This is a genomic window from Chitinimonas lacunae, from assembly GCF_042650885.1.
GTDB lineage: Bacteria > Pseudomonadota > Gammaproteobacteria > Burkholderiales > Chitinimonadaceae > Chitinimonas_A > Chitinimonas_A lacunae.
In genome coordinates this window covers 3,221,274-3,247,338 of sequence record NZ_JBHSBU010000001.1, presented here as the reverse complement: position 1 = coordinate 3,247,338, position 26,065 = coordinate 3,221,274, and the positions used below count along the sequence as shown (strand labels likewise).

Here is a 26,065-nt window from a genome sequence, read left to right as displayed (position 1 = left end):
AGAGACTTCCGGTCTGAATCCGGCCCTCCAGGCGAGCATCAATGATCATCTGGCCGCATTGGCAAGCAACACGATTTCGCCGATGGTCCGGCTCTTCTCGTCAAAAAATACGCTGGCCACTTCGTCTCTAGATGTCTGCAAGATCAGTACGCCTGGCTGCTGGCTGATCACGCTGAAGACTTCCCCGGGCGCATTGATGCCGGGAATCGCATAGTTGCCATACTCGATCCATTGTCCCAGATCGTACATCTGGATCTTTCCGGCAAAACACTCGCGGATATTGAGCATTCCCTTGCGGGTCATGACCGAAGCCCGCACGCAGGTCCGGTCGCCCCGCCCGACCATGCTGTCTGGCTCGGCCCGGCTGGCGCTGGCCTGGGCCAGATCCTGTTCGGTCGGGCCAGTGCGGCTGATCCGATCGGCCTGCACGCGCAACCGATTGAGCAGATTCCAGAACGGTTCCTGCGCTTTCGGAATCATCTCGGGCTTGGGTGCTGCCAGCGCTGAAATGCTCAATAGCGTTGCGGCAATTAATGAAGACAGATGGGGAATGGACATGATCTTTTCTTGTTTAAGTGAATGCGGGGATCAAAGGGTAGAAAGGGCTTATTTTCATCGGCCGCCCCAACCAAGACGGTGGCAAGCGCTTGCCGATTGACTGCGCCTTACCCGCACGGTTCCGCGATAGCCCCGCCCATCCACCCTGCCCCGCAGATCGAGTCAGCAAATTTCCAAACAAACCAAATGCTTGCGCGATGACACAAGCCATCACCATGACAAAGGAATTTTGCTATCATGCCGGCGCGATAGCAGCAATGGCCCAGGTCCGTTCAATATCCATAGCTTTTTCAGAATTTTCTGCCTAAATAAGATAGTTTTTGCAAATATCTTCCCAAGGCTTAGGGTTGAAAAAGCAGCGGAAAGGCACTTTGTCCGTCACACTGTGCGCTTGCTTCTGTGATACCCCCAAGTCTGCTCACGTAATATCATGCCGCTCCTGGACCACGATAACCGTGGTCGCCGAACCTGCTACAGTCCCACCCTACTGCGTGGTGCCTTATCCATCATGCCCCGTTCGCAGCATGGCCGACCGACCCCTTACCCGTCGGCCATCGTCTTTGTCGGCATGGCGCACAGCGCTTGCTATGCCTATAGAGTGTCCCGCTCATCGTTTACCGGTCACTCATGAAATATTCTTTTTAATAAAAAATCAGGAAAATGTGGTGCTAGACCTGTTTTGGAAAATATTAATTTTTTAAAAAACTAAGCGAGAATTTTGCAGCGTTTTCCATTTAATGACCGGCAGCGTACCCGACTGGAACCTGCCAACCTTGCGTAACGCAGCCGGTTCACCAAGCAAGACCCAATAATGACTGATACTTCCGTGACTTTGCCCGATGCTCCCTCCAACGAAGCCGTGGCAATCAATGATTACCTCCAGGCCCAGCACGCCACCCTGGTGACGACCGAAGGCAGCTATGCCGTCTCGGTGCAGGGCGAACTGCTGGTCAATAAGCGGGTGGTGCCCTACCACCTGGTGCCCGATGCCGGCTTTCTCGGCAAGGTCAGCAAATGGCGCCGGATGGACGACGCCGCCCGGCTGGCGCTGCTCAAAGAACGCTGGAACGACGCCGCGCGCGAACAGCTCGAAGCCAAGCTGCTCGAATGCGTCAACAAAGTGTTTGAGATCGCCCGCCACTACGAACTCGATCCGACCAGCGCACTCCATGCGCTGCAAGCCAAATACGAGCTGGCACGCGAACGCTGCAATGTGGCGCTCGACCGGATCGAAGCCGCCCGCGGCCGCCACGCCGAAACGCGCCAGGCCGAAAAGACCCGCAAGGCGGTCAATCTGTCGCTCTACCCCGAATCGTTCAGCCTGGCGCAATCGATGAAGCGCCATTTCATCGCGATTCTCGGCCCGACCAACTCGGGCAAGACCCACGCCGCCATGGAACATCTGGCCCAGGCCAAGACTGGCACCTATCTGGCGCCGCTGCGGCTGCTGGCGCTGGAGAACTACAACCGGCTGCAGAACGCCGGCATCGCCGTCAGTCTGGTGACGGGCGAGCAGCGCAAGATCCATCCCGAAGCCACCCATGTGGCCAGCACGGTCGAGATGCTCAACCCGAACCGGGTGGTCGAAGTGGCAGTGATCGATGAAATCCAGCTGCTCGACGACCCCGACCGTGGTGCCGCCTGGACCGCTGCGGTCTGCGGCGTGCCGGCCGAGACGGTCTATCTGCTCGGTGCGCTCGAAGCACGCGAAGCGGTGGAGTCGCTGGTCAAGCGGGTCGGCGGCACGCTGGAAGTGCGTCAGCTCGAACGCAAATCGCCGCTGGAAATGGAAAAGCAGCCGCTCGGCTCGCTGAAGAATCTGCGCCCGGGCGATGTGCTGATCGCCTTCTCGCGCCGCGATGTGCTCAATTGGCGCGATCAGGTGCTGGCCGAGGGTTTTCCGGTGTCGGCGATCTACGGCAATCTGTCGCCTGAAGTGCGCCAAGCCCAGGCCGAACGGTTTATCGAGGGCGAAACCAAGATCGTGGTCGCCACCGACGCCATCGGCATGGGCCTCAATACCCCGGCGCGCCGGGTGATCTTTACCACCGCCAGCAAGTTCGACGGCTACGCCGAAGGCATTATCGCCACCCCGCTCGCCAAGCAGATCGCCGGTCGCGCCGGCCGCTACGGCGAACACGCCACCGGCTATGTGGCGGGGCTCGATGCCCATACCCACAAGATCATCAGCTCGCTGCTGCGGCAGAAAACCGAGCCCTTGCCCTCGACCGGCTTTTTCGTGGCGCCCAACCTCGACTATCTCAACCAGATCGCGGCCGCGACCGGCGAAAACCGGCTCCAGGCGCTGCTTGAGCTGTTCACCAAACATATCAATGTCCACGACGAGTTTTTCCTGCCGGCCAATCTGGCCGAGCAAATGGAAAAAGCCCGCTGGCTCGATACCCTGCCCTTGTCGCTGCCCGATCGCTTTACCCTGAGCCTGTGTCCGGTTTCCACCAAGATCCCGATGCTTGAACGCGCCCTGCAAGACTGGGCCCGCGCCCGCGCCGCCAAAAAGAAGGCACCGCTGCTGCGGATGGAAGGCCTGGGCGGCCGCAACGAGCTGCAATATCTCGAAGACAGTTGCAAGCTCTACTCGGCCTACGCCTGGCTGGGCTACCGCATGCCCGATACCTTCCCCGATGAGGAAATCGCGCAGAGCCTGATGAAGACGACTTCCGAAGCGATCGACCGGATGCTCCAGGCACAGAACAACCAGGCCCGGCGCAGTCGCAGCAGCTCCAAGCACGCCGGCAAGCGGCGCGGCGAAGGTCGCACCGAGCGCGGAACGGGCGGCGAGCAGCGGCGTCAGGGCAAATCCTCGGGCCGCTCGCGCTGATGCCCAAGCTCGACGAACGTGAAGTCGAGTTCAGCCTGATCCGCGCCCAGGGCGCGGGCGGGCAGAACGTCAACAAGGTGTCGAATGCCGTCCATCTGCGCTTCGACATCCGCGCCTCGTCCCTGCCCGATGCCTGCAAGACGGCCCTGCTCGACTGGCCCGACCAACGTATCGCCCGTGATGGCACGGTGGTGATCAAGGCCCAGCGCCACCGTAGCGTCGAACTCAATAAGCAGGATGCCCTCGAACGCTTGCAGGAACTGATCGATACGGCCTGCGCCGTCGACAAGCCGCGCAAACCGACCCGGCCCAGCTACGGTGCCAAACAGCGTCGGCTGGCCGGCAAGAACCGGCGCGGAGAAATCAAGCAGTTGCGCAGTAAAGTGCAGGAGTAAGGCCAAGCCGGCAGATCGGCAGCGCGGCTCGGTCCTGGCGATACTGACGCGGCACGCGCTTCTTTCTCCGGGCCGACGATGGTGGACACGGAGACTGACGAGCCAAAATATTTTTTATTCAAGGGCTTACATAAATCATGCAAGTCAATTCGATCGGTGCCGGTATCTTCACCATCGAGGGTTTCCTCTCGCCAGAGGAGTGCCACGCCTATATCGAACACAGTGAGAAAATCGGTTACGAGGCGGCGCTGATCAATACCGAGCAGGGCGCCAGGATGCTGCCCGAAGTGCGTAACAACCATCGAATCCTGTACGACGATGCCCAATTGGCCGACCAGCTCTATCAGCGCGCCCGGCCTTATCTGCCGCAGGATATTCAGGGCTGGCAGCTCTGCGGCTTCAACGAGAGACTGCGCTTTTACCGCTATGGGCCCGGTGAATTCTTCAAGCGGCATAAAGACGGCACTTATATCCGCTCGACCACCGAGGAAAGTGCGCTGACTTTCATGATCTACCTCAACGAGGATTTCGAGGGCGGTACGACCGAATTCAATTGGGAAGTGGTGACACCGCGTATCGGCATGGCACTGGTGTTTCCGCATCGGATGAGCCATCAAGGCAGCCAGGTACGCGAAGGACTCAAATATGTGCTGCGGACCGATGTGATGTATCGCGATGAGATCGGCCACCGCAGCCGGTAAACGGAGGGACGGGATGGTCCGACTTCGGCCGGGCCAAGCCTGACTTCCCCTGTCTGCCTGAAGAAAAACGGCCTCTCTGATCTCTGGAGAGGCCGTTTATGGTTAGAAGACCAGGGGCGGTCCCGCTGGCCAGCGGTTTAGCGTCGGAAGGTACCCAGCAGCACGCCCACTCCGACAAAGGCACTGCCGGCGGCGCGGTTGAACCAGCACATCCGCCGACCCTGGCGCAGCCAGCCGGCCAGTTGGGCGCCGCTTCGGGCGTAGATGCACATCCAGCCGGTTTCGACCAGCAGGAAGGACAGCAGCAGCAGAACGATCTGCGGCGCCAGCGGCCGGCTGGCGTCGATGAATTGCGGGAAGAAGGCCACACCGAACAGGATGGCTTTGGGGTTGGACAGGCTGATCAAAAGCCCGGTCCGGAATAGCTGCCAGTTGCGCGGAGCCGGCGGCGCGGCCCCTTCGGCGCTGAGGCCGCCATCCTGACTGCGCCAGGTCTTGATGCCCAGATAGATCAGATAAGCGGCGCCCAGGTATTTGAGCAGCGTGAAAGCGTGTTCGGAGGCCAGCAGCACAGCCCCGAGGCCGCCCAGCGAGATCGACAGGATCACGCCCAGTCCCGCCAACAGCCCCACCATACTGACTGTGCTGCGGGAGAAGCCGTAGTGGATGCCATGGGTCATGGCCAACAGCATATTGGGGCCGGGAGTGCCCGAGATGAAGAAGACCGCAATGATATAAGTGAGCCAGAGCTGGAGCGACATCGGAAGCATTCCTGGTAGCAAACCGAGTCGTCAGCATGCAGAGAATGGTCGGGTTTGCCAAGCGGCCGCCCACAAAAAGCCCCGGTCTAAGGGGATAAGACCGGGGCCGAAAGGCCTAGCCTGGAGGCTAGGCGCCCGCTCAGGGAAGTAAAAGCGGGAGGCGTGCGTAACACCTAGGAGGTTAGGTCATCGGCGGGCGGGTAAGTTCCGGCTGCCTGCTCGGCCGCTTCGAACCAGCCTCGCAGCGTGGTCTCGACATCGGCCACGCCTTGCTTTTTCAGGCTGGAGAACAGCTGCACCGTGCAATGCGGCCAGGGCTCCAGCCCACGGCGCACTTCGGCCAGGGTCTTGCTGGCTTCCTGCTTGGTCAGCTTGTCCGATTTGGTCAGCAGCACATGGACTGGCCGGCCGGTCGGGGCAAACCAGTCGAGCATCTGTACATCGAGCGGTTTGAGCGGATGACGCGAATCCATGATCAGTACCAGACCGATCAGGCTGTCGCGGGTCTGTAGATAGCGTGCCAGCAGTTTTTCCCAGTGGGCGCGCACATCCTCGGGCACCTGGGCGTAGCCGTAACCCGGCAGATCGACCAGAAAACGGTCGTTGCCAAGGTTGAAATAGTTGATATGCTGCGTGCGACCCGGCGTCTTCGACACATAGGCAAGCCGGGTGCGGTTGGCCAAGGTATTGATGGCGCTGGACTTGCCGGCGTTGGACCGCCCGGCGAAAGCGACTTCCCACCCGTCGCGGGGCAGGCTTTTCAGATCGTTGGCGGTGGTGAAGAACTCGATTTGGCTGAACAGCGACATATAAATGGTAGAGCGCTTTCGCGGCGATTTTCAGTTGCGATAGAATAACAGGTTTGAATCAAGACCTTGGACCGATGCGCTCCGATCCCGCGTATCGACACCATGGCGTCCCGGCCGGTGGCCGGCCGATACATCGTCATGTTCGAAGGAGCAAACTTCTATGAAACGTAGTGCGCTGGCGGTTCTGGCAGGCTTTGCCGTCTCTTTCGCGTTCGCGGCGGAAGCCCCGGCCGCCAAGCCCAAGGGCGATCCGGCCAAAGCCAAAGCCAAGGTGGAACAAATCTGTGCCGCGTGTCACGGTGTGGACGGCAATAGCGCCGCCTCGGCCAACCCCAGCCTCGCGGGCCAGCATCCTGAATACCTGGAAGCACAGCTGGTGGCCTTCAAGAAAGGCACCCGCAAGAGCGCCATCATGCAGCCGCAGGCTGCCACGCTGAGTGACGAAGACATCCGCAACCTCTCCGCCTATTTCGCCGAGCAAAAGCCCAAGGAACGCGCCGGCACCAACAAGGCGCTGATGGAGACCGGCAAGAAGCTGTACCGTGGTGGTGTCCAGGCACGCGGCATTCCGGCCTGTATGGCCTGCCATGGTCCGTCGGGCAGCGGTATTCCGGCCCAGTACCCGCGTCTGGGTGGCCAGCACGCCGCCTATACCGTCGCCCAGCTCAACGCCTTCAAGCTCGGCAAGGAGCGCGCCAATCTGCCGATGCAGCAGATCGCCCAGAAGCTCAGCGACGACGAAATGAAGGCCGTGGCCGAATATATCGCCGGCCTGCGTTAAACCGTTCCGACGCCCGACGCCCGCCGTCGGGAACTTCGCCGCCCGCATTACGACCCAAGGGGGCCATGCCCCCTTGGCTCGCCCACCGGATTCCTGCCGTGCGCCGCACTTCGTTCGCGCGGGCGCTATACGAGCTGTTCAGCTCGATGCGCTTCGCCATCGCCCTGCTGACCGTGATCGCCATCGCTTCGGTGATCGGCACGGTGCTCAAGCAGAACGAACCCTATCCCAACTATGTCGTCGAGTTTGGCGAATTCTGGTTCCAGCCATTCGAAGCCCTCGGCCTCTACGACGTCTACCATGCCGGCTGGTTTCTGCTGATCCTGGCCTTTCTGGTGATCTCCACCAGCGCCTGCATCTACCGCCAGCTGCCCGGCATCCTGCGCGATATCCGCCAGTACCGCGAACAGGCCGGACTCAAATCGCTGCGCGCCATGCCGCACCATCATGAGTGGGCCGGCACGGCCGACCCGCACGATACGGCCAGCCGCGCCGCCGCGCTGTTGCAGCAGCGCGGCTACCGCTTCCGTGCCGTCGAGGCCGATGGCGCCATCATGCTGGCGGCCAAGAAGGGCAGCCTGCAACGACTCGGCTATCTGTTTGCCCACGCCGCCATCGTGGTGATCTGCGTAGGCGGTCTGATCGACGGCAATCTGCCGCTCAAGGTGCAGGAGGCGCTCGGCTGGAAACAGGTCGAGACCCGCAACGTGCCGCAGAGCCAGATTGGCGCCCCAAGCCGATTGTCCGCCGCCAATCTGTCGTTCCGCGGCAGCGTCGAGATGCCCGAAGGCGGCAGCGCCGATGTGGTGTTCGTCAACGCCGGCCGTGGCTACTTCGTGCAGGAACTGCCCTTTGTGGTGCGGCTGCGCAAATTCCATATCGAACACTACTCGACCGGCCAGCCCAAGCTGTTTGCCAGCGATATCGAGGTGGTCGACAAGACAAGCGGGAAAGTCACCCCGGCCACCATCAAGGTCAACCATCCGCTGATCGTCGACGGCATCGCCATCTACCAGTCGAATTTCGGCGACGGCGGCAGCCCGCTCGAATTCGCCGTCTGGGACTGGTTCGGCCACAGCGCCGGCCAGAAACCACTCAAGGCCCGCTCGCAGAGCGATCTGGCCATTACCCTGAACGAGCGGCCCTACAAGCTCGAATTCAGCGATCTGCGGGTATTCAATATCGAACAGGCCCCGGGTGCCGCGCCGCGCGATGGGCTCGACGCGATGCTCGAAGACGTGCGTCAGGTCAAAGCCGACAAGCGGATGCGCAACCTCGGCCCGACCATCCAGTTCAAGCTGCGCGACGAGCGCGGGCAGGCGCGAGAATACCTCAACTATCTGGCGCCGTTTGAAGAGGACGGCCGCTTCTATCTGATGTCGGGCGTACGCGAGGAAGTCGGGGCGCCGTTCTCCTTTGTCCGCATTCCGCTCGACCGCGACTTCAAGCCCGATACCTTTATGCGGCTGCGTGCCACCCTGTTCGACGCCGAAGCCCGCCGTGAAGTCGCCAAGCGCGCCACCGCCAAGGCGCGCGAAGCCGGGGCCGTCAGTCCGGCCGGGCTGGCCGACCTCGAACGCAGTCTGGTCTGGGTGCTTGAGCGCTATGCCGAGGGCGGCTTTGCCGCGCTCGAGAGTTTCCTCGATAGCGCCAAGGTGCCGCAGGACAAGCGCGCCACGGTGGCGCAGACCTATATCAAGCTGCTGCAAGGCGCGGTGGTCGAGGCCATGGCGCTGGCCCAGCAGCGTGCCGGGCTGGCACCGGTCACGATGGACGAGTCGCACTACCGTTTTCTGATGGACAGCCTGGTGGCGATCTCGGCCAGCTTCGATTACGGCAGCCCGATCTATCTCCAGCCGACCGGCTTTACCGAAGTGAAGTCGAGCGGGCTGCAACTGACCCGCTCGCCCGGCAAGAATCTGGTCTATCTGGGCAGCCTGCTGCTGGTATTGGGCATCCTGTTCATGTTCTATGTGCGCGAGCAGCGCGTCTGGCTGCGGTTGACGCCGCAATCGTCGCTGTTCGCCTTTTCCTGCAACCGCAAGGACAGTCTGGCGGAACGCGAATTCGCTGCGCTGACCCAGTCGCTCGCCCCGCTTGTCGCTGGCCAGGAGGCCGACCATGTCTGATCCCGTCGCCCTGAAATTGCAGCCCGTCAGCCAGGCCGTTGCGCGCTGGCGCCCGACCGCTCTCGACTATGTCTTCGCCGTGCTGGTGCTGCTCGGTGCCGGTTACGCCTGGCAGCGCTTCCATGACTATATGGATGGCTATGAGCAGGCGATCCTGGGCGGCACTGCACTTGCCACCATCGGGTTCGCCTGGCATTGGAAGGCGATGCGCTGGTTTCTGCCCGTGTGTGCCCTGCTGGCGCTTGCGGCCACCGGCCTGTACCAGGGCGATCTGGCCCGCGCCGGCAGTTCGTTCTGGCTCAAATACCTGCTGGCCAGCCAGTCGGCCGTGATGTGGATGTGCGTGCTGTGCCTGCTCGCCACCGTGGTCTACTGGGCCGCCCTGCTGCGCCGTTCCGATACCCTGGGATTCGTCGGCAGCAGCCTGACCTGGGGCGCGGCCGGGGCAGCCCTGGTGTCGAAGCTGGTGCGCTGGTACGAAAGCTATCTGATCGGTATCGACGTCGGCCATATCCCGGTCTCCAATCTGTACGAAGTCTTTATCCTGTTCGTACTGATCACCGCCCTGATGTACCTCTACTACGAAGGCCGCTTCCAGACCCGCAAGCTGGGCGCTTTCGTGATGCTGGTGGTGTCGGCGGCAGTCGGTTTCATCCTGTGGTACGCCTTCAGCCGGCAGGCCCATGAAATCCAGCCGCTGATTCCGGCGCTGCAATCGTGGTGGATGAAGATCCACGTCCCGGCCAATTTCGTCGGCTATGGTGCCTTTGCCCTGGCGGCCATGCTGGGCGTGGCCTGGCTGCTGGCCGAACCCAAGCCGCAGAGCCCGCAGACGCGCCGCCTGCTGTTTATCGCCGCTGTGCTGATCGCCAGCGTATTTGGCGTATTCCAGTATTTCGCGCCGGTCTGGTTCCCCGATCTGCAAGCCGGTGCCGGCTTTATCGCCAAGGCCGGCTATAGCGCCGCCCTGCTCTGCGTGGTCGCCGCCTGCCGTGGCCGGCTCGCCGCCTATCTGCCGGCGCCCGCGCTGATCGATGAAGTGGCTTATCGGGCAATTGCGCTGGGCTTTCTGTTCTTTACCATCGCCACCATCCTTGGCGCCATGTGGGCGGCCGATGCCTGGGGCGGCTACTGGTCGTGGGACCCCAAGGAAACCTGGGCGCTGATCGTCTGGCTCAACTATGCCGCCTGGCTGCATATCCGCCTGGTCAAAGGCTGGCGTGGCGAGCTGCTGGCCTGGTGGTCGGTGATCGGGCTTTATGTGACCACCTTCGCCTTCCTCGGCGTCAATATGTTCCTGTCGGGCCTGCACTCGTACGGCACGCTGTAGTGCCGTCTGGACTCGCTGTCGCGCTGGCCGACGGATACCCCGTTGCCAGCAGCGACAGCGATGGACTGATAGAAGTTTTATTTATTTATGTCTCTATCCATTCACATACCTTGCAATGGATAAGGCATGATTTTTACATAACCTGCCGAGCCCCCGTTCCTGGGCGTCCGCCCCCACTCGGTCCGCCCTGCTGCCATGTCGATCACGCTCCAGCGCATCGTCGCTCCCACTGATGAGGAAATCGCCGCCCTGCACGAGCTGTGTCTTGGCACGCCGGGCTACTGGCGGCTATGCGAAGGCAAGCCGCCCGGGCGCGACCAGATTGCCGGCTGGTTTGCCGGCGCCGATCTGCCTGAAGGGCTGAGTCTCGCCGACGAGTATTTCTTTACGCTGTGGGCCGAGAACCGCCGGGTGGGGCTGTGTCAGATTCTGCGCGGCTGGCCCTATCGCAGCCGGGCGATGATCGGATTGATGCTGATCGTCGAGGAATGGCAGGGCCTGGGGCTTGGCCGCCTGGCCTACCGTGAACTGGAGCGCCTGATCATCGACTGGCCAGGCATCCAGACGGTATGGATAGGGGTGGCCGCCAACAATCTGCCGGCGCTGTCGTTCTGGCAGAGCCTGGGTTTTCGTGCCACCGGCGAGCGGCGGCGTGACCCGAAATTTCTGGCTGAAACCCTGCTGTTCGAGAAAGCGTTCGACTGATGCCGACCTGGCTTGCTTATTCCGCCGTGGTCTTTGTCTGGTCGACCACCGCGCTTGCCATCAACTGGAGCGTGGCCGGAATGAGCTTTCAGGCCGCGCTGGCCGGTCGGATGACCTTGGGCGCGCTGCTCGCCGCGCTGGTCTATCTGGCGCTGCGCCGGCCTTTCCCGCGCGATGGCGCCGCCTGCCGGGCCTATCTGGTGGCGGGCCTGGCACTGGTGTCCTCGATGCTGTGCACCTACTGGGGTGCGCGCCATATCTCCTCGGGATTGCTGGCCGTGATCTATGGCCTGGCGCCGCTGCTGACCGCGCTATTTGCCGCGCTGCTGCTGGGCGAGCGGCCCAGCCGGGGCCAGTTGATCGGCTTGGCACTGGGCGTGATCGGACTTGCCACGATCTTCCGCAGCCGGCTGTCCTTCGGTCCCGACGCCCATCTGGGCATTGGCGCGGCCCTGGCCGGCAATGCCATCCAGGCGCTGGGTGCCGTGCTGAGCAAGAAATACGGCGCCGCCACCCCGCCGTTTGCCACCGCCGTCGGGGCGCTGGCCGTCGCCGCCGTGGTGGCACTGGCGGCCTGGGCCGTGGGTGACGGGCAATGGCCGGCCCAGGCCGGGGCGCGCCATTGGGGCGCGGTGGTCTATCTGGCGGTGGTCGGCTCGGTGTTGGCGATGAGTCTGTACTACCTGCTGATCCAACGCCTGCCCACTGCCCATGTGGCGCTGATCATGCTGATCACTCCGATGAGTTCACTCTGGCTTGGCCATGTCGCCAATGCCGAACCGGTCTCGTCCACCTTGCTTGCTGGCACCGCGCTGATTCTGGGCGGACTGCTGGTCCATCAACTGCCGCTATGGCGCCGCCTGCGACGACAGCAATAAGACTGTTTTGTTGCAACAGCGACACAATGTATTTTCTAAGCAACTTTCCAATTGAAGTCCGGTCTAGGCAGTCCCTGAACACATATTGCTGACTAGATAGGAGAGGAAAGCATGCGTATCGCTTTGATCGCCGCCCTGGCCGCTTCGAGCCTGGCCTATGCCGCCGATATCGAGGACTACACCCAGGTCACTGCCAGCATGAACCACGAGCGCAGCGACGGTTGGGACAGCAGCGGACTGGGCGTGACCGCCCATGGCGCCAAGTCGCTCGGCAACGGCCTGGGCCTGCTCGGCGGCGCCCGTGCCGACTGGGAACACCCATGCAGCAGCCTGTTCGACGATTGCCACCAGGCCCGCTCCTATGAATACGAAGGCGAACTGGGTCTGGTCTGGCGCCGCGCCGGGCTCGGCCAGCTCAGCGCGGGCTTTGGCCGCCAGCGCATCGAAGCGCGCAGCTCCGGCGGCAGCAGCCATCGCCATAGCGTCAACTTCTACCAACTGGGCGCCGAATACTATCTCAACGGTATGGGCGTCCTGGGCGCCCAGGTGCAACGCAGCCGCAGCGACGAGCCGCTGCGGATCGGACAGCAGAGCTGGACCACTTCGAGCCTGTTTGCCGAATACTGGCGCGACAACCTCACCGTGGGCGGCCGCCTGACCCGCTATCGGCCCAATCACGGTACCGACAGCGAATTGGCGCTCAAATGGTATGGCGATGAACGGCTGGCGCTTGGCGCCACCGGCGAAAACCTCGATAAGGACCAGCGCCGGATCGGCTTTGGCGTGCGCTACCGCCTGCCGTTTGCCAATAACGCCCTGACCGTGGGCAGCGAGCTCCAGTTTGCCCGCCAGGACTACCGCGCCCTCCAGCTCAATCTACGCTACGACTTCGGCCCCGGTGCCAAGCTGTCGCTCAAGGAACGTGATCGCTCGCTGCGCTATTAAGCACAGGATGGGTTAAATGCCGTGGAATAAACTCAGATAAATTGCACCGTCGCTCCTTATCTCGAAGCCGAACCGTGATTATTCACCGCTCGGCTTTTTCATATTACTGTCGATTTATTCGGATATAAGTGATTGATGAGCCGGGATTTTGCTGAGAACCAGCGGGGAGATTTTAGTATGCACGGAAATAATGCATATGGTGGCACAGCGGGGCGCTTGCTAAGATCCACAGCCTGAATACCGCACCACAGCTTGCTCGGCGCCGTGACGAAGTGAATCGGGATAATGGTGGCAGGTTAATCGCACAGTTCCCCTTCCCGAAAAATAAAAATATCGTATTTCCAAAGAAACTTAGCAGTTTTTATTCCACTCTATTCTCGCGTATTACGCGACCACGCCACGCCTGTTGAATAAATGGCGGAATAGGGAGAGGAAATACTGGATATAACGTCACGATGGGAATCCAGCTGGATTCCATGCCGGCAGTCTTAGGCGGTGCATCAGCACCATATGCTTTGCAGCAGTATGACGGGAACAGGTAGGAGGAGGTTTGTTCGCGACCGCCGGCGCGTCAGCAGGCGCACCGGCGGTACGGGCAAGCCAAGCTATCGGATCGCAATAATTTATTTATTTTCATACGAGAAAAGCCATGCATCTTGCATGGCTTTGTCTTTTTATTTTCTAAGTGGCAGCTTGCCTAGAAATCGTCCTGTGGATTGTCGGCCGGCAGCACAGCATTGGCCGGCAGACGATTTTCCAGGGCGGCCAGCCGCATTTCCAGCTGGGCCAGCTTTTCGCGCGTCTTGTTGAGCACTTCCTGCTGCACGTCGAATTCCTCGCGCGTCACCAGATCGAGCTTGGCGAACGCGGCCTGGAGCACCGCGCGCAGGTTCTTCTCGATGTCCTTGGCCGGCCCGCTGGACAGTACCTCGCCCAGCTTGCTGTTGACCTCGTCGAACAGTTTTTGCGACAACATGGCTTCAATCTCCTGGTTGCGATGCGGTAAACCCAGCCAGTCTAGCAAAACTCCCCCATCCCATCGCCACTGCCGCCGCACCATCATGGTGCATCGCCGGCCCGCCAGGCGCCGCCTTGGTGCGAGCCAATCGCCGCCATGGGCCAAAAAATTCCTATCTCACTGAAAAACAAGGGATTTTATCGATGGCACGGCGCGTGCTAATGCGCTGCCACCGGCTGTATCCACTGCAAGGAGCCAAGATGAAGTTCGTGAGCGCCATCATCAAGCCGTTCAAGCTCGACGAGGTACGGGAGGCGTTGTCCGCCATTGGCGTGCAAGGCGTCACCGTGACCGAGGTCAAGGGCTTCGGACGCCAGAAAGGCCATACCGAGTTATATCGCGGGGCCGAATATGTCGTGGACTTCCTGCCCAAGGTCAAGCTGGAGATCGCGGTGCGCGAGGACATGCTGGAACAGGTAATCGAGGCCATCGAGAAATCGGCCAATACCGGCAAGATCGGCGACGGCAAGATTTTTGTGTTCGAGCTGGAGCAAGTGATCCGCATCCGCACCGGCGAAACCGGCGCCGAGGCGCTGTAAGTCGCACCGGAGACAAGGAGAACACAATGAAGAAACTGCTGACTACGCTCGCGCTCTGGACTGCGCTGGCGGCCGCGCCGGCCTGGGCCGAAACCCCTGCTGCGGCGGCCGTGACGGCTGCGCCGGTCACCACCCAGGCTGAGGCGCCCGCCACGGCCGTCGCGGCAGCGCCGCCCGCTGCCACCGCTGCGGCACCGACCCTCACGGTCAATCGGGGCGACAACGCCTGGCTGTTGATGGCCGCGGCGCTGGTGATCCTGATGTCCATCCCCGGCCTTGCCCTGTTCTACGGTGGGCTGGTGCGGGCCAAGAATATGCTGTCGGTGCTGATGCAGGTATTCGTGGTGTTCTCGCTGATCTCGGTGCTGTGGGTGGTCTACGGCTACAGCGTGGCATTCACCGAGGGCAATGCGCTGTTTGGCTCGCTCGATAAACTATTCCTCAAGGGGGTGACGCCCGACTCGGTGGCGGCCACCTTCTCCAAGGGCGTCGGGGTGTCGGAGCTGGTCTATGTGGTCTTCCAGGGCGCCTTTGCCGCCATCACCTGCGGCCTGATCGTCGGCGCCTTTGCCGAACGCGCCAAGTTCGCCGGAGTGTTGGCCTTCATGGTGGTCTGGTTCACCTTCTCCTATCTGCCGATCGCCCATATGGTCTGGTTCTGGGCCGGTCCCGACGCCTATACCAGCGCCGAGGCCGCCACCCGGGCAGCAAGCGGGGCCGGTTGGCTGTTCCAGCTCGGCGCACTCGATTTTGCCGGTGGCACGGTCGTGCATATCAATGCAGCGGTGGCCGGTCTGGTCGGCGCCTATTTCGTCGGCAAGCGGGTCGGCTACGGCCGCGAGGCCATGACGCCGCATTCGCTGACCATGACCATGATCGGTGCCTCGCTGCTGTGGTTCGGCTGGTTCGGCTTCAACGCCGGTTCCGCCCTCGAAGCCAACGGCAGCGCCGCCCTCGCCTTTATCAATACCTGGGTCGCCACCGCCGTGGCCGCCTTCACCTGGACCGCTGCCGAGTGGATCTGGAAAGGCAAGGCCTCGATGCTGGGCGCCGCGTCGGGTGCGGTGGCCGGTCTGGTCGCCATCACCCCGGCCTGCGGCTTTGTCGGCGTGGGCGGCGCGATGTCGATCGGCCTGCTGTCGGGTGTGCTGTGCCTGTGGGGCGTGCATGGCCTCAAGCGGATGCTCGGCGCCGACGACGCGCTCGATGTGTTCGGCGTGCACGGCGTGGGCGGTATCGTGGGTGCGCTGTTGACCGGCGTGTTTGCCGATCCGGCCCTCGGTGGAGTCGGGGTCTGGGACTATGTCGCCAACCAGGCCGGCGCCAGCTACTCGATTGCCGATCAGGTGCTGGTCCAGGCCAAGGCGGTCGGTATCACCGTGCTGTGGTCGGCACTGGTGGCGGCAGTGGCCTACAAGCTGGTCGATATGACCATCGGCCTGCGCGTGCCCGAAGATGAAGAACGTGAAGGTCTCGACGTGACGTCGCACGGCGAGAAGGCTTACAGCCATTGATGCGGGCACGGCCCGCCAGAACAAAAAGGGGAAATAGAGGAGAAACCCGATAAATCGCGGTTGGACCACCTACCGTATCAATCTCCAAAAGTTGGGCCTGTCTTCGGACAGGCCATTTTTTTGTGAAACCGGCAGCTAAAGCCCCTGCACCGACGATCCGTCCGGCAGTTCAGCCCGCACGGACTGTACCGGGCTGGAACAGTACATTAACTATCCTACCTAATCTTGATGTCGGAAACGACAGATCCAATGTCCTTATCCAAGCCAAATAGGCCTTTCTATGCGACATTCAAGCCCTGACACCAACTCCACAGAAGCCGGAAATCAGAAAAATATTCAAAGGTTATTTATCAAAGTCCCAAGCTGGACCGCAGGTCGGCGGCGCTGGCGTAACAAAACACCAGTTCTAGAATGAGGAAGTGACAACAGGCACATAAGGAGACCGCCATGCACGTCACTTCCCGGTTTACTCCCTGGCTGCGCGGCTTGCTGACCGCGTTGCTGTTGATGGTCCCGGTCCTGGCCGACCCCGCTGCGCCTGCCGGCGGTGGTCAGGCAGCGGTGGCCCCCGACCCGGCCCGGTTGGCGGCCAGTCGGCCCAGCAATGGTTTCAGCGCCAACCTGGAAATCCCGCGCGCCTGGATCAGTCCGACCCAGCCCAGCGTCGGCCAGAGCATCACCTTTACTGCCCAGGTCAGCGGCAGCGATATCGAGTCGGTCAAGGTCTACTATGCCCTGGGCGGCATTACCGACCCCTATCCATTGCTGACCCTGACCCTGGGCAGCGACGGCAACTACAGCGGCACCATGGCCCTTCCCAGCACGCTGGCTGCCGGGGCCTATTCGCAATTCCGCGTGATCGCCACCGACAAGAGCGGCAACCGCGCCTACTGGCCTGGCGTGATCGTCAGCAAATCGCTGCCCAATAGCGGCATGAGCGATCTGGCCGGCAAATACGGCCTGACCGACCCGACCCGGACTTCCTACCAATACCACGGCGACGCCATCCTCCAGGCCGACGGCACCGGACGGGTACGTGAGTTTCTCTACGATATGCCGATCCAGCTGCGCTACCCGGAAACTGCCGACGCCGCCGGCTATGTACCGGTGCTGTGGCGCTTCGATGTAAGCAAGCAGAGCTTTGTGTTCGACTGGACCAATAACGGCAAGCTGGTCGGACTGGGCTATTTCACCGGTAGCGTCAGCGGCAACACTTCACGCTTTACCCTGTCGGGCAACTGGTCGAATGGCTCGGCCGGCCAACTGACCTTGCAGCGGGTCAGCGACTGAGGCCATCGGCCTGTCTTGCCAGACGGTCGCAGCGAAAGGCGAGGCATGGCCAGAAACGGCATGAAAATGCAATGTCTCGTCGGGTGCGTTACGCCGCTTTGCGGCTAGCGCACCCTATCTGTCCGTCGGTGTGGACACCGGCTGGCTTGATGAAGCCTTGCTGCCGAGCCGGAGCCGTATAGTGGGAGAATTCCCATTTCATTTAAAAATGGAAATTCCCTGCTACATATCTAGCAGACATTTTTCCTAAAAATTTAATTTCTGCAGATCAGCGCACCAGCAGCGGCCGCAGATCGAAAGCCGAGGCGATCCGGTCAGCCGCACGGCGGGCTGCATCGCGGTCGCTGAAGGGGCCGGCGCGGACTCGCCAGACCCGGTCACCCGCCGCGACCGTCAATCTTTGCGGCAGCCAATCGAGTTCGCCGGCCAGGCGGCTTTTGAAGGCTTCTGCGTTGCTGGCATTACCAAACGCCGCCAATTGCAGCCAGATTTCGCCTCCCCGGCCCTCGGTCGCCATCGGTAGCGCAGCCGACACCGGCGCGATTGGCGCGGCTTCCGGCTCGGCCGATTCATCGCTGGCCTGACTGGCCTGCATTGCCAGCAGGGCAATCGGATCATCGGTGGGAGAGGCATTCACCAGCACAGGCGAGGGCGTGGCCCCGGGCCAGACCGATTCGACCTCGACCCGGGCGCTGCCATTGTGGTGGTAGCCGAGCCGGTAGGCGGCGGCGTAGGACAGATCGATCACCCGGTTCTTGAGAAACGGCCCGCGATCGTTGACCCGCAGCACGATGGAGCGGCCGTTCTCCAGATTGGTGACACGGACATAGCTCGGAATCGGCAGCACCGGATGGGCAGCCGTGAGCTTGAACATATCGTAGGGTTCGCCCGACGAGGTCGGCTGGCCGTGGAATTTGCGGCCGTACCAGGAACCGATACCGCGCACCTTGTAAGGAGTCAGCCGGGTCATCGGCTCGAACGTCTGACCCAGGACGCTGTAGGGGCGGTTGGCGAAACGGTGCAGCGGCTCGAGCCGCGGTTCGGGCTCGGCCAGGGCGTCGAGGTCGTAGGGGACTTCGAGCAGCGGACCATCATCCTTGTAGTAGCCACCGCCGAACTTGGGCAGTTGCTCCCGTTTGGCCGGGGCCGGTCCACTGCTGGGAGCAGAAGGCGTTGCCTTGGCCGGCGGCAGCGATGAGCCGACCGTGGTGGGTGCCGGACGCTGGGTGGCGCAGGCAGCCAGCAAAAGGACGGCAGTGAAAGCCGACCAATGGCCGGCGATAACAAAAACGGGCGGGCGGCGCAGTCCTGAGGCGGTCACGATTTCATCAGTTTCCGGTCACGCTGGATACTCATCAGCATACCGAAACCGATCAAAAGCGAAAGCATTGCTGTACCGCCGTACGAGACCAGTGGCAGCGGTACGCCCACGACCGGCAGTATCCCTGACACCATCCCCATATTGACCACTGCATAGGTAAAGAAGGACAGCGTCACCGCCCCGGCCAGCAGCCGGCCGAACAGGGTGGGCGCATTGTAGGAAATCATCAGCCCTCGCCCGATCACGCACAGATAGAGCAACAGCAGCACCACATTGCCGACCAGACCGAATTCCTCGCTATAGACCGCGAAAATAAAGTCGGTGGTGCGCTCGGGAATGAAGTCGAGATGGGTCTGGGTGCCATTGAGCCAACCCTTGCCGAGCGTACCGCCCGAACCGATGGCAATGGTGCCCTGGATAATGTGATAGCCCTTGCCGAGCGGGTCGGAATCGGGGTCGATCTGGGTCTGCACCCGCTCGCACTGGTAGCGATGGAACACTTCCATGCAGCGGCCGAAATCGGACACAAACCAGATCGCCGCCACCAGCCCCAGCACCATGGCCGCGATCAGCCGCCAAGACAGCCCGGCCAGGAACAGCACATAGCAGCCGGCAGCCGAAATCAGGGTCGCGGTGCCCAGGTCAGGCTGCTTCAGCACCAGCGCCACCGGCGCCCCGATCAATACCGCGGCGATCACAAAGTGCCGTGCCCGCAGATCGTTCTCGTGGCGGTCGAAATACCAGGCCAGCATCATCGGCACCGCCAGCTTCATCAGCTCGGACGGCTGGATCCGGGTGATCCCGATATTGAGCCAGCGCTTGGCCCCGTTGGTGATGTCACCGAACAGCGCCACCCCGACCAGCAGGACAAAGCCGAGGATATAGATCGGCGGTGCCAGCCGCATCAGCTGCACTGGCTTGAAGTTCGCCACCACCCACATCGCCAGCAGCGCCACCGACACCGACACCATCTTGCTGGCGATCTTGTCGAGACTCTGGTTGGCGGCCGAATAGATGGTGGCCAGACTCACACACAGCAGCAGGCCGGTAAACAGCAGCAGCCAGCCATCGAGCGGCTGACTCAGCCGCAGCCACATACGCTTAATCACTGTGGTCTTCCTCTTCCGGCTGGGCCGCATTCGGCTGGGCCGCACTCGGCTGGGCCGCACTCGGCTGGGCCGCACTCGGCTGGGCCGCACTCGGCTGGGCCGCAGACGGCAGGGTCGCTGCCGGCTCAGGGGACGCAGACTCGGCAGCCGGCGACGTAGCCGCTGCGGCCGGGGCATCGGACTTGGCCGGCTCCTTGGGCAGCTTGCCCAGCAGATAGTAGTCGAGCACCTTGCGGGCGATCGGCGCCGCCGCTTCGGCACCGAAACCGCCGTTCTCGACGATCAGCGCCAGTGCGATACGCGGCTTGTCGGCCGGCGCGAACACGATAAACCAGGCGTCGTCCTGCAAATGCTTGGCCACCTGACTGCGGATATAGGTGGCGCCGCGCAGACTGTAGCGTTGCGCCGTCCCGGTCTTGCCGGCCGCATCATAGCCGGCGTTGGCAAATACCCGCGCCGAGGTGCCGGCCTTGTTGACGTTGACCATGGCCCGGGTCACGGTATCGAGGTGCTGCGGCTTGTAAGGCAGACGCGCCACCGGCTGCGGCTCGATCATGGTGCGGGCGCGCGTCATGCTGTTTTCGATATACCGCACCAGGTGAGGCCGGAACACCACGCCACGGTTGGCCAGAATCGAGGTGGCCTGGGCCAGCTGCAAAGGGGTGTAGCTGTTGTAGCCCTGACCGATGGCGATCGACACGGTCTCGCCTGCATACCACTTCTTCATCTGCGGCTTTTGGAAGGCCCGCCGTTTCCACTCGGTCGACGGCAACACCCCAGCCTTTTCGCCGGGCAGATCGATACCCGACTTCTGGCCAAAGCCCAGCGGCTTCATAAAGCGGGCGATGTTATCGATGCCCATGTCGTTGGCCAGCAGATAGTAGTAGGTGTCGCACGACACCACGATCGAGCGCTCCAGATCGACCATCCCGTGGCCGCCCGGCTTGTCGTCGTTGAAGCGGTGATTACCGAACAAGAAATAGCCCGGGTCGGCAAATGCCTGATGCGGCGTGCGTTTGCCCAGTTCGAGCGCCCCGAGCGCCATAAACGGCTTGAAGGTCGAACCGGGCATATAGGTGCCCTGGATGGCCCGGTTATTGAGCGGATGGTCGGGCGATTCGTTCAGTTCGCGCCAGCTTTGCGGGTCGATGCCATCGACAAACAGATTGGGATCGAAACCCGGCCGCGACACCAGCGCGAGCACTCCGCCCGTGGCCGGCTCGATCGCCACCAGCGCCCCCTTGTTGTTGCCGAACGCCTGCTCGGCCAGTTGCTGTAACTTGATATCGACCGTCAGCACCAGATTGTTGCCCGAGATGGGCGGGGTGCGCTTGAGCGAATTGACTGCCCGGCCGTTGGCGTCGATCTCGACTTCCTCATAGCCGGTCTTGCCGTGCAACTGCTCCTCGTAGCTCTGCTCCAGGCCGAATTTGCCCATATGGTCGGAGCCACGGTAATTGGGCAGCCGGCCATCCTCTTCGAGCATCACCAGATCGCGGTCGTTGATCCGGCCGATATAGCCCAGCAGATGCGAGGCCGATTCGCCCATCGGGTAGTGGCGGAACAGGCGCGCCTTGATCTCGACGCCGGGAAAACGGTAGGCATTGACGGCAAAACGGGCCACTTCCTCGTCGCTGAGCCGGGTCTTGATCGGCAGCGAAGCGAAGTCCTTGCTCTCTTCCATCAATTTCTTGAAGCGGCGCCGGTCACGCGGGCTGATCTCGATCAGCTTGGCCAGCGCATCGATGGTGGCGTTGAGATCCTCGACCTTGGACGGGGTGATTTCCAGGGTATAGGCCGAATGGTTGCGCGCCAGCACCACGCCGTTGCGGTCGGTGATGATGCCGCGCGGCGGCGGGATCGGCACCAGGCTGATCCGGTTGGTCTCGGCCATCGTGTGGTACTTGTCGTGTTCGACCACCTGGAGGAAGAAGAAACGCGACAGCAGCACCCCGAATCCAGCCAGCACCACCGCAATGGCTACCCATAGCCGCAACTGGAAGTTGTAACGCTCGCGCTGGGGATTGCGCAGTTCGGTACGGCGACTCATAACTCGGCCGGCTTTTCCTTGCGTTGCGGAATCTGTAGCAGATAGGACAGCAGCGGCCAGGCCAACATGCCGATCAGGGGGCCGACAAAATAGCTCCAGCCCGGGAAGGGCGCGCCGGTCACCAGCCGCACCGCCACCATGATCGCCTGATTGAGCAACAGCAGCGGCGCGATATAGATGGCCTGCTGCCACAGGGGGAACATGGCGAGCTGGCGATGACGGCTGAGCACCAGATAGCAGCTCGCCACATAGGCCAGGCTATGCTGGCCAAAGGTATTGCCATCGGCCAGATCGAGCGTGAGGCCGAGCCAGAACGCCCAGCCCACGCCGACATGGCTGGGCTGGTTCATGCACCAGTACAGCAGCAGCAGGGCGATGCTGTCGGGCAGCATCTGGCGCATGCCCGGCCCCCAGGGCACCAGATCGAGCACCAGACCGACCAGAAAGGTCAGCACGATGAAACTCAGCTTGACCGGTTTGAGCAACTGGCGGGAGACCGGCATTACTCCTCCTCGGCCGCCTGACGGCGGCGTGGTTTCTTCTTGGCCTCGCCTTCAGCGGGCACGGGCGGCTTTTCGGGCAGACGGCGCGTCTCGTCAAGGATCAGGAAATAGCGGTGTCGGTCGACTTCGGCAATCGGCTCGCACAGGATGCCGGCAAACGGCCGCCCGGCATTGCGGTCGACCTGGCGCACCCGCGCCACCGGCAGGCCGGCTGGGTAGGCGCCGTCTATCCCTGACGTCACCAACACATCGTCGGGCCGGATATCGGCATTGAGCGGCATGAAACGGACTTCGAGCGGATGTTCGCGCCCGCCGCCGAAGACCACGGCACGCTGGCCGGTGCGCTGCACCTGGACCGGTACGGCCTGGCTCTTTTCGGTGATCAGGGTGATTTCGGCAGTCAGCGGCTGAACCCGGGTGATCTGACCGACCAGACCGAGCGGGTCGATCACCGGCAGCCCCTCGCGCACCCCGGCCCGCACGCCACGATCGACAATCAGCTTGGCCGTGAACGGGTCGCGGGCGTGGTACAGCACCTCGGTCAGCACCCCGCCGCCTCGGCGCGACTCCAGCGCCGACATCAGGCGCTTGAGCTGGGCGTTTTCCATCTGGAGATCCTGCATCCGCATCAGCTGGGCATTGGCGAGCAGACGCTCGTCCTGGAGCCGACGGTTTTCACGCAGCAGGGTCGATTGGGCAGTCAGGAAGTCACCGACATGCTGGGCCATCGCCACGGGTGCGGTGGCGAGCCGCTGTAGCGGGTAGAGGGCGACCGACGCGACTTCTCGCGCGCCGGCCAGCAGATGCCAGCGGGTGTCGATCACGGTCAGCGCAAGGCTGAGCGCGGCATAAAGCAGGAAGCGATGGAGCGGCTTGGGCCCCTGCTTGAAAAACGCCGGTTGGATGGTGGCTTGCATGGCAAAGCGTTACGCGGCGAAAGTGGCTCAGAAACGGCAAGCACGCCGGGGGCGGAACGGCAGCCCTGCTGCGGCGTTCCGCCCCCGGCGCCTGTCGTTCACCGGGTCCGGCAGGTCAGTCGTTGGTAAAGATCGACCCGACCTTGTCCATCTTCTCGAGCGCCCGGCCCGAGCCGCGTACCACGCAGGTCAGCGGATCTTCGGCCACGATCACGGGCAGCCCGGTCTCTTCCATCAGCAGGCGGTCGATATCGCGCAGCAAGGCGCCACCGCCGGTCAATACCATGCCCTTTTCGGCAATATCGGCGCCCAGTTCGGGCGGCGTCTGTTCGAGCGCCTGTTTGACCGCCGACACGATCTGATTCAGCGGCTCGGTCAGCGCTTCGAGGATTTCATTGGAGGAGATGGTAAAGGAGCGCGGAATACCCTCGGCCAGATTGCGACCCTTGACCTCCATCTCACGCACTTCGGCGCCGGGGAAGGCCGAGCCGATGCGCTTCTTGATTTCTTCGGCGGTGGTTTCGCCGATCAGCATGCCGTAGTTGCGGCGGATGTAGTTGATGATGGCTTCGTCGAACTTGTCGCCACCGACCCGCACCGAACTCGAATACACGATACCGCCCAGCGAGATCACCCCCACTTCGGTGGTGCCGCCGCCGATATCGACCACCATCGAACCGGTGGCCTCCTCGACCGGCAGACCGGCGCCGATGGCAGCGGCCATTGGTTCTTCGATCAGTTCGACCTTACGGGCGCCGGCGCCCAGCGCAGATTCCTTGATGGCACGCCGCTCGACCTGGGTCGAACCGCACGGCACGCAGATCACGATACGCGGGCTGGTGGCGAAGAAACGGCTCGGGTTCACCTTTTTGATGAACTGCTTGAGCATCTGTTCGGTGATGGTGAAATCGGCGATCACACCGTCTTTCATCGGTCGGATCGCGGTGATGCTGCCGGGCGTGCGGCCCAGCATTTTCTTGGCTTCGGCGCCGACGGCGAGAATGGTTTTTTTGGCGCTGGGGCCGCCTTCTTGCTGGATGGCGACTACCGAAGGTTCGTCCAGCACGATGCCTTTGCCGTGGACGAAGATCAATGTATTGGCGGTACCGAGGTCGATCGCCAGGTCATTGGAAAAGTACCCGCTCAAGGATCCTAACATCTGTTACTTTCTGGCTAGTGTTCTGCGGCGGCCGGCCCGGTTACGTTGACAGCCACCGGGCGGTGGCCGTAAATGTCCAGGTCCGGGACGGGCCACCCGGTGACGGCGCGTCCTCGCGCCCGATACGCCGCGCCCCTGAGGCGCGGCCGCTCGCTGCATTCCCCGATCGGCTTGATTGTTTTTCTCTGTCGAGTCAACGCCTTGCGTTCCCGCTTGCGCGGTCGCGCGTCGCCGCCAGGCTTGGGCCGATCAAACCCGGTATGTTACCCTATCGCGCTTACATGATTAAAGGGCGACGCCGACTTTCCGCGCCCCGGCGCGACCGGTTTTGCCACGCACCGCAGGAGCCCCCATGTCCCTCACCGACGCCGATGTGCTGCGCATCGCCAATCTGGCCCGGCTGGAAGTCAGCCCGGCCGAGATCCAAGAGGTCGGCCGCCAACTCAATGGCATCTTCGACCTGATCGAACAACTCCAAGCCGCCGACACCGAAGGCATCGAACCCATGGCCCATGCCCAGGACGTGATGTTGCGCCTGCGCGACGACGTGGTGAACGAGTCGGACTTGCACGAAAAGTTCCAGGCCGTTGCACCGGCCACCGAAGCCGGGCTCTATCTGGTGCCCAAGGTGATCGAATCATGATGGAGCGCGCCCAGGCCCATTTCGACGAAGCTGCACGACTGCTTGACCAGGTCCGTAACGACCCCGCCTTCTTCGAAGCCATCGGCCAGGCCGCCGAACTGCTGGTGAATTCGTTCAAAGCCGGCGGCAAGGTCATCTCCTGCGGCAATGGCGGCTCGCACTGCGACGCCATGCATTTCGCCGAAGAATTATCGGGCCGCTACCGCGACAACCGGCCGGCCCTGCCGGCAATGGCCATCTCCGACCCGTCCCATCTGAGCTGCGTCGGCAACGACTACGGCTTCGAATTCGTGTTCTCGCGCCATATCGAGGCATTCGGCCGACCCGGCGACGTGCTGCTGGGCCTCAGCACCAGCGGCAATTCGGCCAATATCCTGCGGGCGGTCGAAGCGGCCCGCCAGCGCGAGATGCGGGTGGTGCTGCTGCTGGGCCGCGACGGCGGCAAGCTCAGGGGCCGGGGCGATGTCGAGATCGTGGTGCCGCATTTCGGCTATGCCGACCGTACCCAGGAAATCCATATCAAAGTGATCCATACCCTGATGGACCTGATCGAACAGGGCATGGGCTACGTGTCGTGACCGCGCAGATCCCCGACACCCTGACGCTCGACGGCATCGAATATGCCCTCGCCGGTATCGATGGCGAGCAACCGTTCGATCCGGCCGAATTCGGCCTGAACCCGGTTGGCCGCTGTACCGCCTGCTACCGCGGTTATGTCTGCGGCTACCGCCTGCACGACGGCACCTTGCGGCTCGATCGACTGCGCCTGACCCATCAGGCCGAGCTGCCACCCGGGGTGCGCCAACCGCCCGGACCGCCGCTCAACGGCATCAGCCCGAAACGACCGCCGCGCGGCATGCTCGACTTCAATTGCCAGTACGAAGGACTCAATCTGGCACTGCCGTTCAGTGGCGGCCTGCTGCTTGGCCGTGACTTTGTGCCGGAGCTGTATGTCCATATGGGCTTTCACCCGGCCTGGAAATACCGTGAAGTGGTCGAACTGCATTTCGTCGACGGCGTGCTGGCGCAGCGGGAAGATCGCAGCGCCGCGATGGCGCAGTTCCGCGCCACCTTGGCTCCAGGCCAGCGCATCGTACCGAGCCGCGACTTCATCGCCAGTGCCTTTTCACGCGAATACAAAATCTAAGCCCTAAGGCTGCCAGACCCAGCG

The 26,065-nt window shown here is 62.4% G+C and carries 25 protein-coding genes; 15 read left to right on the top strand and 10 right to left on the bottom strand.

Going from position 1 to position 26,065, the window contains the following annotated elements:
- Nucleotides 1-45 precede the first annotated feature (45 nt).
- Complete coding sequence (locus ACFOW7_RS13965) at nucleotides 46-558, bottom strand: hypothetical protein (RefSeq protein ID WP_378165279.1); 513 nt, start codon at nucleotides 556-558, stop codon at nucleotides 46-48.
- 811 nt (nucleotides 559-1,369) lie between these two features.
- Between ACFOW7_RS13965 and ACFOW7_RS13960 the strand changes: the two genes are divergently transcribed.
- From ACFOW7_RS13960 to ACFOW7_RS13950, 3 genes are all read left to right on the top strand, one after another.
- Nucleotides 1,370-3,397: a helicase-related protein gene (locus ACFOW7_RS13960; protein ID WP_378165276.1), complete on the top strand. Its 2,028-nt coding sequence runs from the start codon at nucleotides 1,370-1,372 to the stop codon at nucleotides 3,395-3,397.
- Complete coding sequence (gene arfB, locus ACFOW7_RS13955; RefSeq protein ID WP_378165274.1) at nucleotides 3,397-3,792, top strand: alternative ribosome rescue aminoacyl-tRNA hydrolase ArfB; 396 nt, start codon at nucleotides 3,397-3,399, stop codon at nucleotides 3,790-3,792. The genes ACFOW7_RS13960 and arfB overlap by 1 nt, the downstream gene beginning before the upstream one ends.
- Nucleotides 3,793-3,929: 137 nt before the next feature.
- The gene (locus tag ACFOW7_RS13950; protein ID WP_378165272.1) at nucleotides 3,930-4,493 is read left to right on the top strand and encodes a 2OG-Fe(II) oxygenase; all 564 of its coding nucleotides are present in this window, start codon (nucleotides 3,930-3,932) and stop codon (nucleotides 4,491-4,493) included.
- Nucleotides 4,494-4,630: 137 nt separating this feature from the next.
- Here the strand turns inward: ACFOW7_RS13950 and ACFOW7_RS13945 are convergent, their stop codons facing one another.
- On the bottom strand, nucleotides 4,631-5,254 hold the full coding sequence (locus ACFOW7_RS13945; RefSeq protein WP_378165270.1) for a LysE family translocator: 624 nt from the start codon (nucleotides 5,252-5,254) through the stop codon (nucleotides 4,631-4,633).
- A gap of 173 nt (nucleotides 5,255-5,427) precedes the next feature.
- The gene (gene yihA / locus ACFOW7_RS13940) at nucleotides 5,428-6,063 is read right to left on the bottom strand and encodes a ribosome biogenesis GTP-binding protein YihA/YsxC (RefSeq protein ID WP_378165268.1); all 636 of its coding nucleotides are present in this window, start codon (nucleotides 6,061-6,063) and stop codon (nucleotides 5,428-5,430) included.
- A 160-nt stretch (nucleotides 6,064-6,223) separates the two neighbouring features.
- Between yihA and ACFOW7_RS13935 the strand changes: the two genes are divergently transcribed.
- From ACFOW7_RS13935 to ACFOW7_RS13910, 6 genes are all read left to right on the top strand, one after another.
- Complete coding sequence (locus ACFOW7_RS13935; RefSeq protein WP_378165265.1) at nucleotides 6,224-6,844, top strand: c-type cytochrome; 621 nt, start codon at nucleotides 6,224-6,226, stop codon at nucleotides 6,842-6,844.
- A gap of 65 nt (nucleotides 6,845-6,909) precedes the next feature.
- A complete protein-coding gene (locus tag ACFOW7_RS13930; RefSeq protein WP_378165263.1) occupies nucleotides 6,910-8,973 on the top strand; it encodes a cytochrome c biogenesis protein ResB in 2,064 nt (687 codons plus the stop codon).
- On the top strand, nucleotides 8,966-10,303 hold the full coding sequence (gene ccsB / locus ACFOW7_RS13925; protein WP_378165260.1) for a c-type cytochrome biogenesis protein CcsB: 1,338 nt from the start codon (nucleotides 8,966-8,968) through the stop codon (nucleotides 10,301-10,303). The genes ACFOW7_RS13930 and ccsB overlap by 8 nt, the downstream gene beginning before the upstream one ends.
- Nucleotides 10,304-10,498: 195 nt before the next feature.
- Nucleotides 10,499-11,008 (top strand): GNAT family N-acetyltransferase, encoded by a 510-nt coding sequence (locus tag ACFOW7_RS13920; RefSeq protein ID WP_378165257.1) that lies wholly within the window; start codon nucleotides 10,499-10,501, stop codon nucleotides 11,006-11,008.
- Complete coding sequence (locus ACFOW7_RS13915; protein ID WP_378165255.1) at nucleotides 11,008-11,886, top strand: DMT family transporter; 879 nt, start codon at nucleotides 11,008-11,010, stop codon at nucleotides 11,884-11,886. The genes ACFOW7_RS13920 and ACFOW7_RS13915 overlap by 1 nt, the downstream gene beginning before the upstream one ends.
- A 111-nt stretch (nucleotides 11,887-11,997) precedes the next feature.
- Nucleotides 11,998-12,831, top strand: coding sequence for a hypothetical protein (locus tag ACFOW7_RS13910; RefSeq protein ID WP_378165253.1), 834 nt, complete (start codon nucleotides 11,998-12,000; stop codon nucleotides 12,829-12,831).
- A 697-nt stretch (nucleotides 12,832-13,528) separates the two neighbouring features.
- On the opposite strand, the gene ACFOW7_RS13905 is transcribed toward ACFOW7_RS13910, so the two are convergent.
- On the bottom strand, nucleotides 13,529-13,807 hold the full coding sequence (locus ACFOW7_RS13905) for an accessory factor UbiK family protein (protein ID WP_378165251.1): 279 nt from the start codon (nucleotides 13,805-13,807) through the stop codon (nucleotides 13,529-13,531).
- A gap of 242 nt (nucleotides 13,808-14,049) precedes the next feature.
- Between ACFOW7_RS13905 and glnK the strand changes: the two genes are divergently transcribed.
- The 3 genes from glnK to ACFOW7_RS13890 all read left to right on the top strand — a co-directional run bounded on the left by glnK (nucleotide 14,050) and on the right by ACFOW7_RS13890 (nucleotide 17,192).
- Complete coding sequence (gene glnK / locus ACFOW7_RS13900; RefSeq protein ID WP_378165249.1) at nucleotides 14,050-14,388, top strand: P-II family nitrogen regulator; 339 nt, start codon at nucleotides 14,050-14,052, stop codon at nucleotides 14,386-14,388.
- Between the two features lie 26 nt (nucleotides 14,389-14,414).
- Entirely contained in the window at nucleotides 14,415-15,902 is a 1,488-nt protein-coding gene (amt, locus tag ACFOW7_RS13895; protein ID WP_378165247.1) for an ammonium transporter, read from the top strand.
- Nucleotides 15,903-16,349: 447 nt separating this feature from the next.
- Nucleotides 16,350-17,192 carry a hypothetical protein gene (locus tag ACFOW7_RS13890; protein ID WP_378165245.1) on the top strand — a complete coding sequence of 281 codons (843 nt, stop codon included), beginning with the start codon at nucleotides 16,350-16,352 and terminating at the stop codon, nucleotides 17,190-17,192.
- Nucleotides 17,193-17,460: 268 nt separating this feature from the next.
- Here the strand turns inward: ACFOW7_RS13890 and ACFOW7_RS13885 are convergent, their stop codons facing one another.
- From ACFOW7_RS13885 to ACFOW7_RS13860, 6 genes are all read right to left on the bottom strand, one after another.
- The gene (locus tag ACFOW7_RS13885) at nucleotides 17,461-18,513 is read right to left on the bottom strand and encodes a septal ring lytic transglycosylase RlpA family protein (RefSeq protein WP_378165243.1); all 1,053 of its coding nucleotides are present in this window, start codon (nucleotides 18,511-18,513) and stop codon (nucleotides 17,461-17,463) included.
- Nucleotides 18,510-19,610, bottom strand: coding sequence for a rod shape-determining protein RodA (gene rodA / locus ACFOW7_RS13880; RefSeq protein ID WP_378168039.1), 1,101 nt, complete (start codon nucleotides 19,608-19,610; stop codon nucleotides 18,510-18,512). Before rodA ends, ACFOW7_RS13885 begins: the two co-directional genes overlap by 4 nt.
- A 4-nt stretch (nucleotides 19,611-19,614) precedes the next feature.
- Nucleotides 19,615-21,672 (bottom strand): penicillin-binding protein 2, encoded by a 2,058-nt coding sequence (gene mrdA, locus ACFOW7_RS13875; RefSeq protein ID WP_378165241.1) that lies wholly within the window; start codon nucleotides 21,670-21,672, stop codon nucleotides 19,615-19,617.
- Entirely contained in the window at nucleotides 21,669-22,175 is a 507-nt protein-coding gene (gene mreD, locus ACFOW7_RS13870; RefSeq protein ID WP_378165238.1) for a rod shape-determining protein MreD, read from the bottom strand. The genes mrdA and mreD overlap by 4 nt, the downstream gene beginning before the upstream one ends.
- The gene (mreC, locus tag ACFOW7_RS13865) at nucleotides 22,175-23,092 is read right to left on the bottom strand and encodes a rod shape-determining protein MreC (RefSeq protein WP_378165236.1); all 918 of its coding nucleotides are present in this window, start codon (nucleotides 23,090-23,092) and stop codon (nucleotides 22,175-22,177) included. The genes mreD and mreC overlap by 1 nt, the downstream gene beginning before the upstream one ends.
- 115 nt (nucleotides 23,093-23,207) lie before the next feature.
- Nucleotides 23,208-24,251, bottom strand: coding sequence for a rod shape-determining protein (locus ACFOW7_RS13860; protein WP_378165234.1), 1,044 nt, complete (start codon nucleotides 24,249-24,251; stop codon nucleotides 23,208-23,210).
- A 352-nt stretch (nucleotides 24,252-24,603) separates the two neighbouring features.
- On the opposite strand from ACFOW7_RS13860, the gene gatC reads away from it, so the two are divergent.
- From gatC to ACFOW7_RS13845, 3 genes are read left to right on the top strand one after another with little or no spacing between them, the layout of a single operon-like run.
- Entirely contained in the window at nucleotides 24,604-24,894 is a 291-nt protein-coding gene (gene gatC / locus ACFOW7_RS13855) for an Asp-tRNA(Asn)/Glu-tRNA(Gln) amidotransferase subunit GatC (RefSeq protein ID WP_378165232.1), read from the top strand.
- The gene (gene lpcA / locus ACFOW7_RS13850; RefSeq protein ID WP_378165230.1) at nucleotides 24,891-25,472 is read left to right on the top strand and encodes a D-sedoheptulose 7-phosphate isomerase; all 582 of its coding nucleotides are present in this window, start codon (nucleotides 24,891-24,893) and stop codon (nucleotides 25,470-25,472) included. Before gatC ends, lpcA begins: the two co-directional genes overlap by 4 nt.
- On the top strand, nucleotides 25,469-26,041 hold the full coding sequence (locus tag ACFOW7_RS13845) for a hypothetical protein (RefSeq protein WP_378165228.1): 573 nt from the start codon (nucleotides 25,469-25,471) through the stop codon (nucleotides 26,039-26,041). The genes lpcA and ACFOW7_RS13845 overlap by 4 nt, the downstream gene beginning before the upstream one ends.
- The last annotated feature ends 24 nt before the right edge of the window (nucleotides 26,042-26,065 follow it).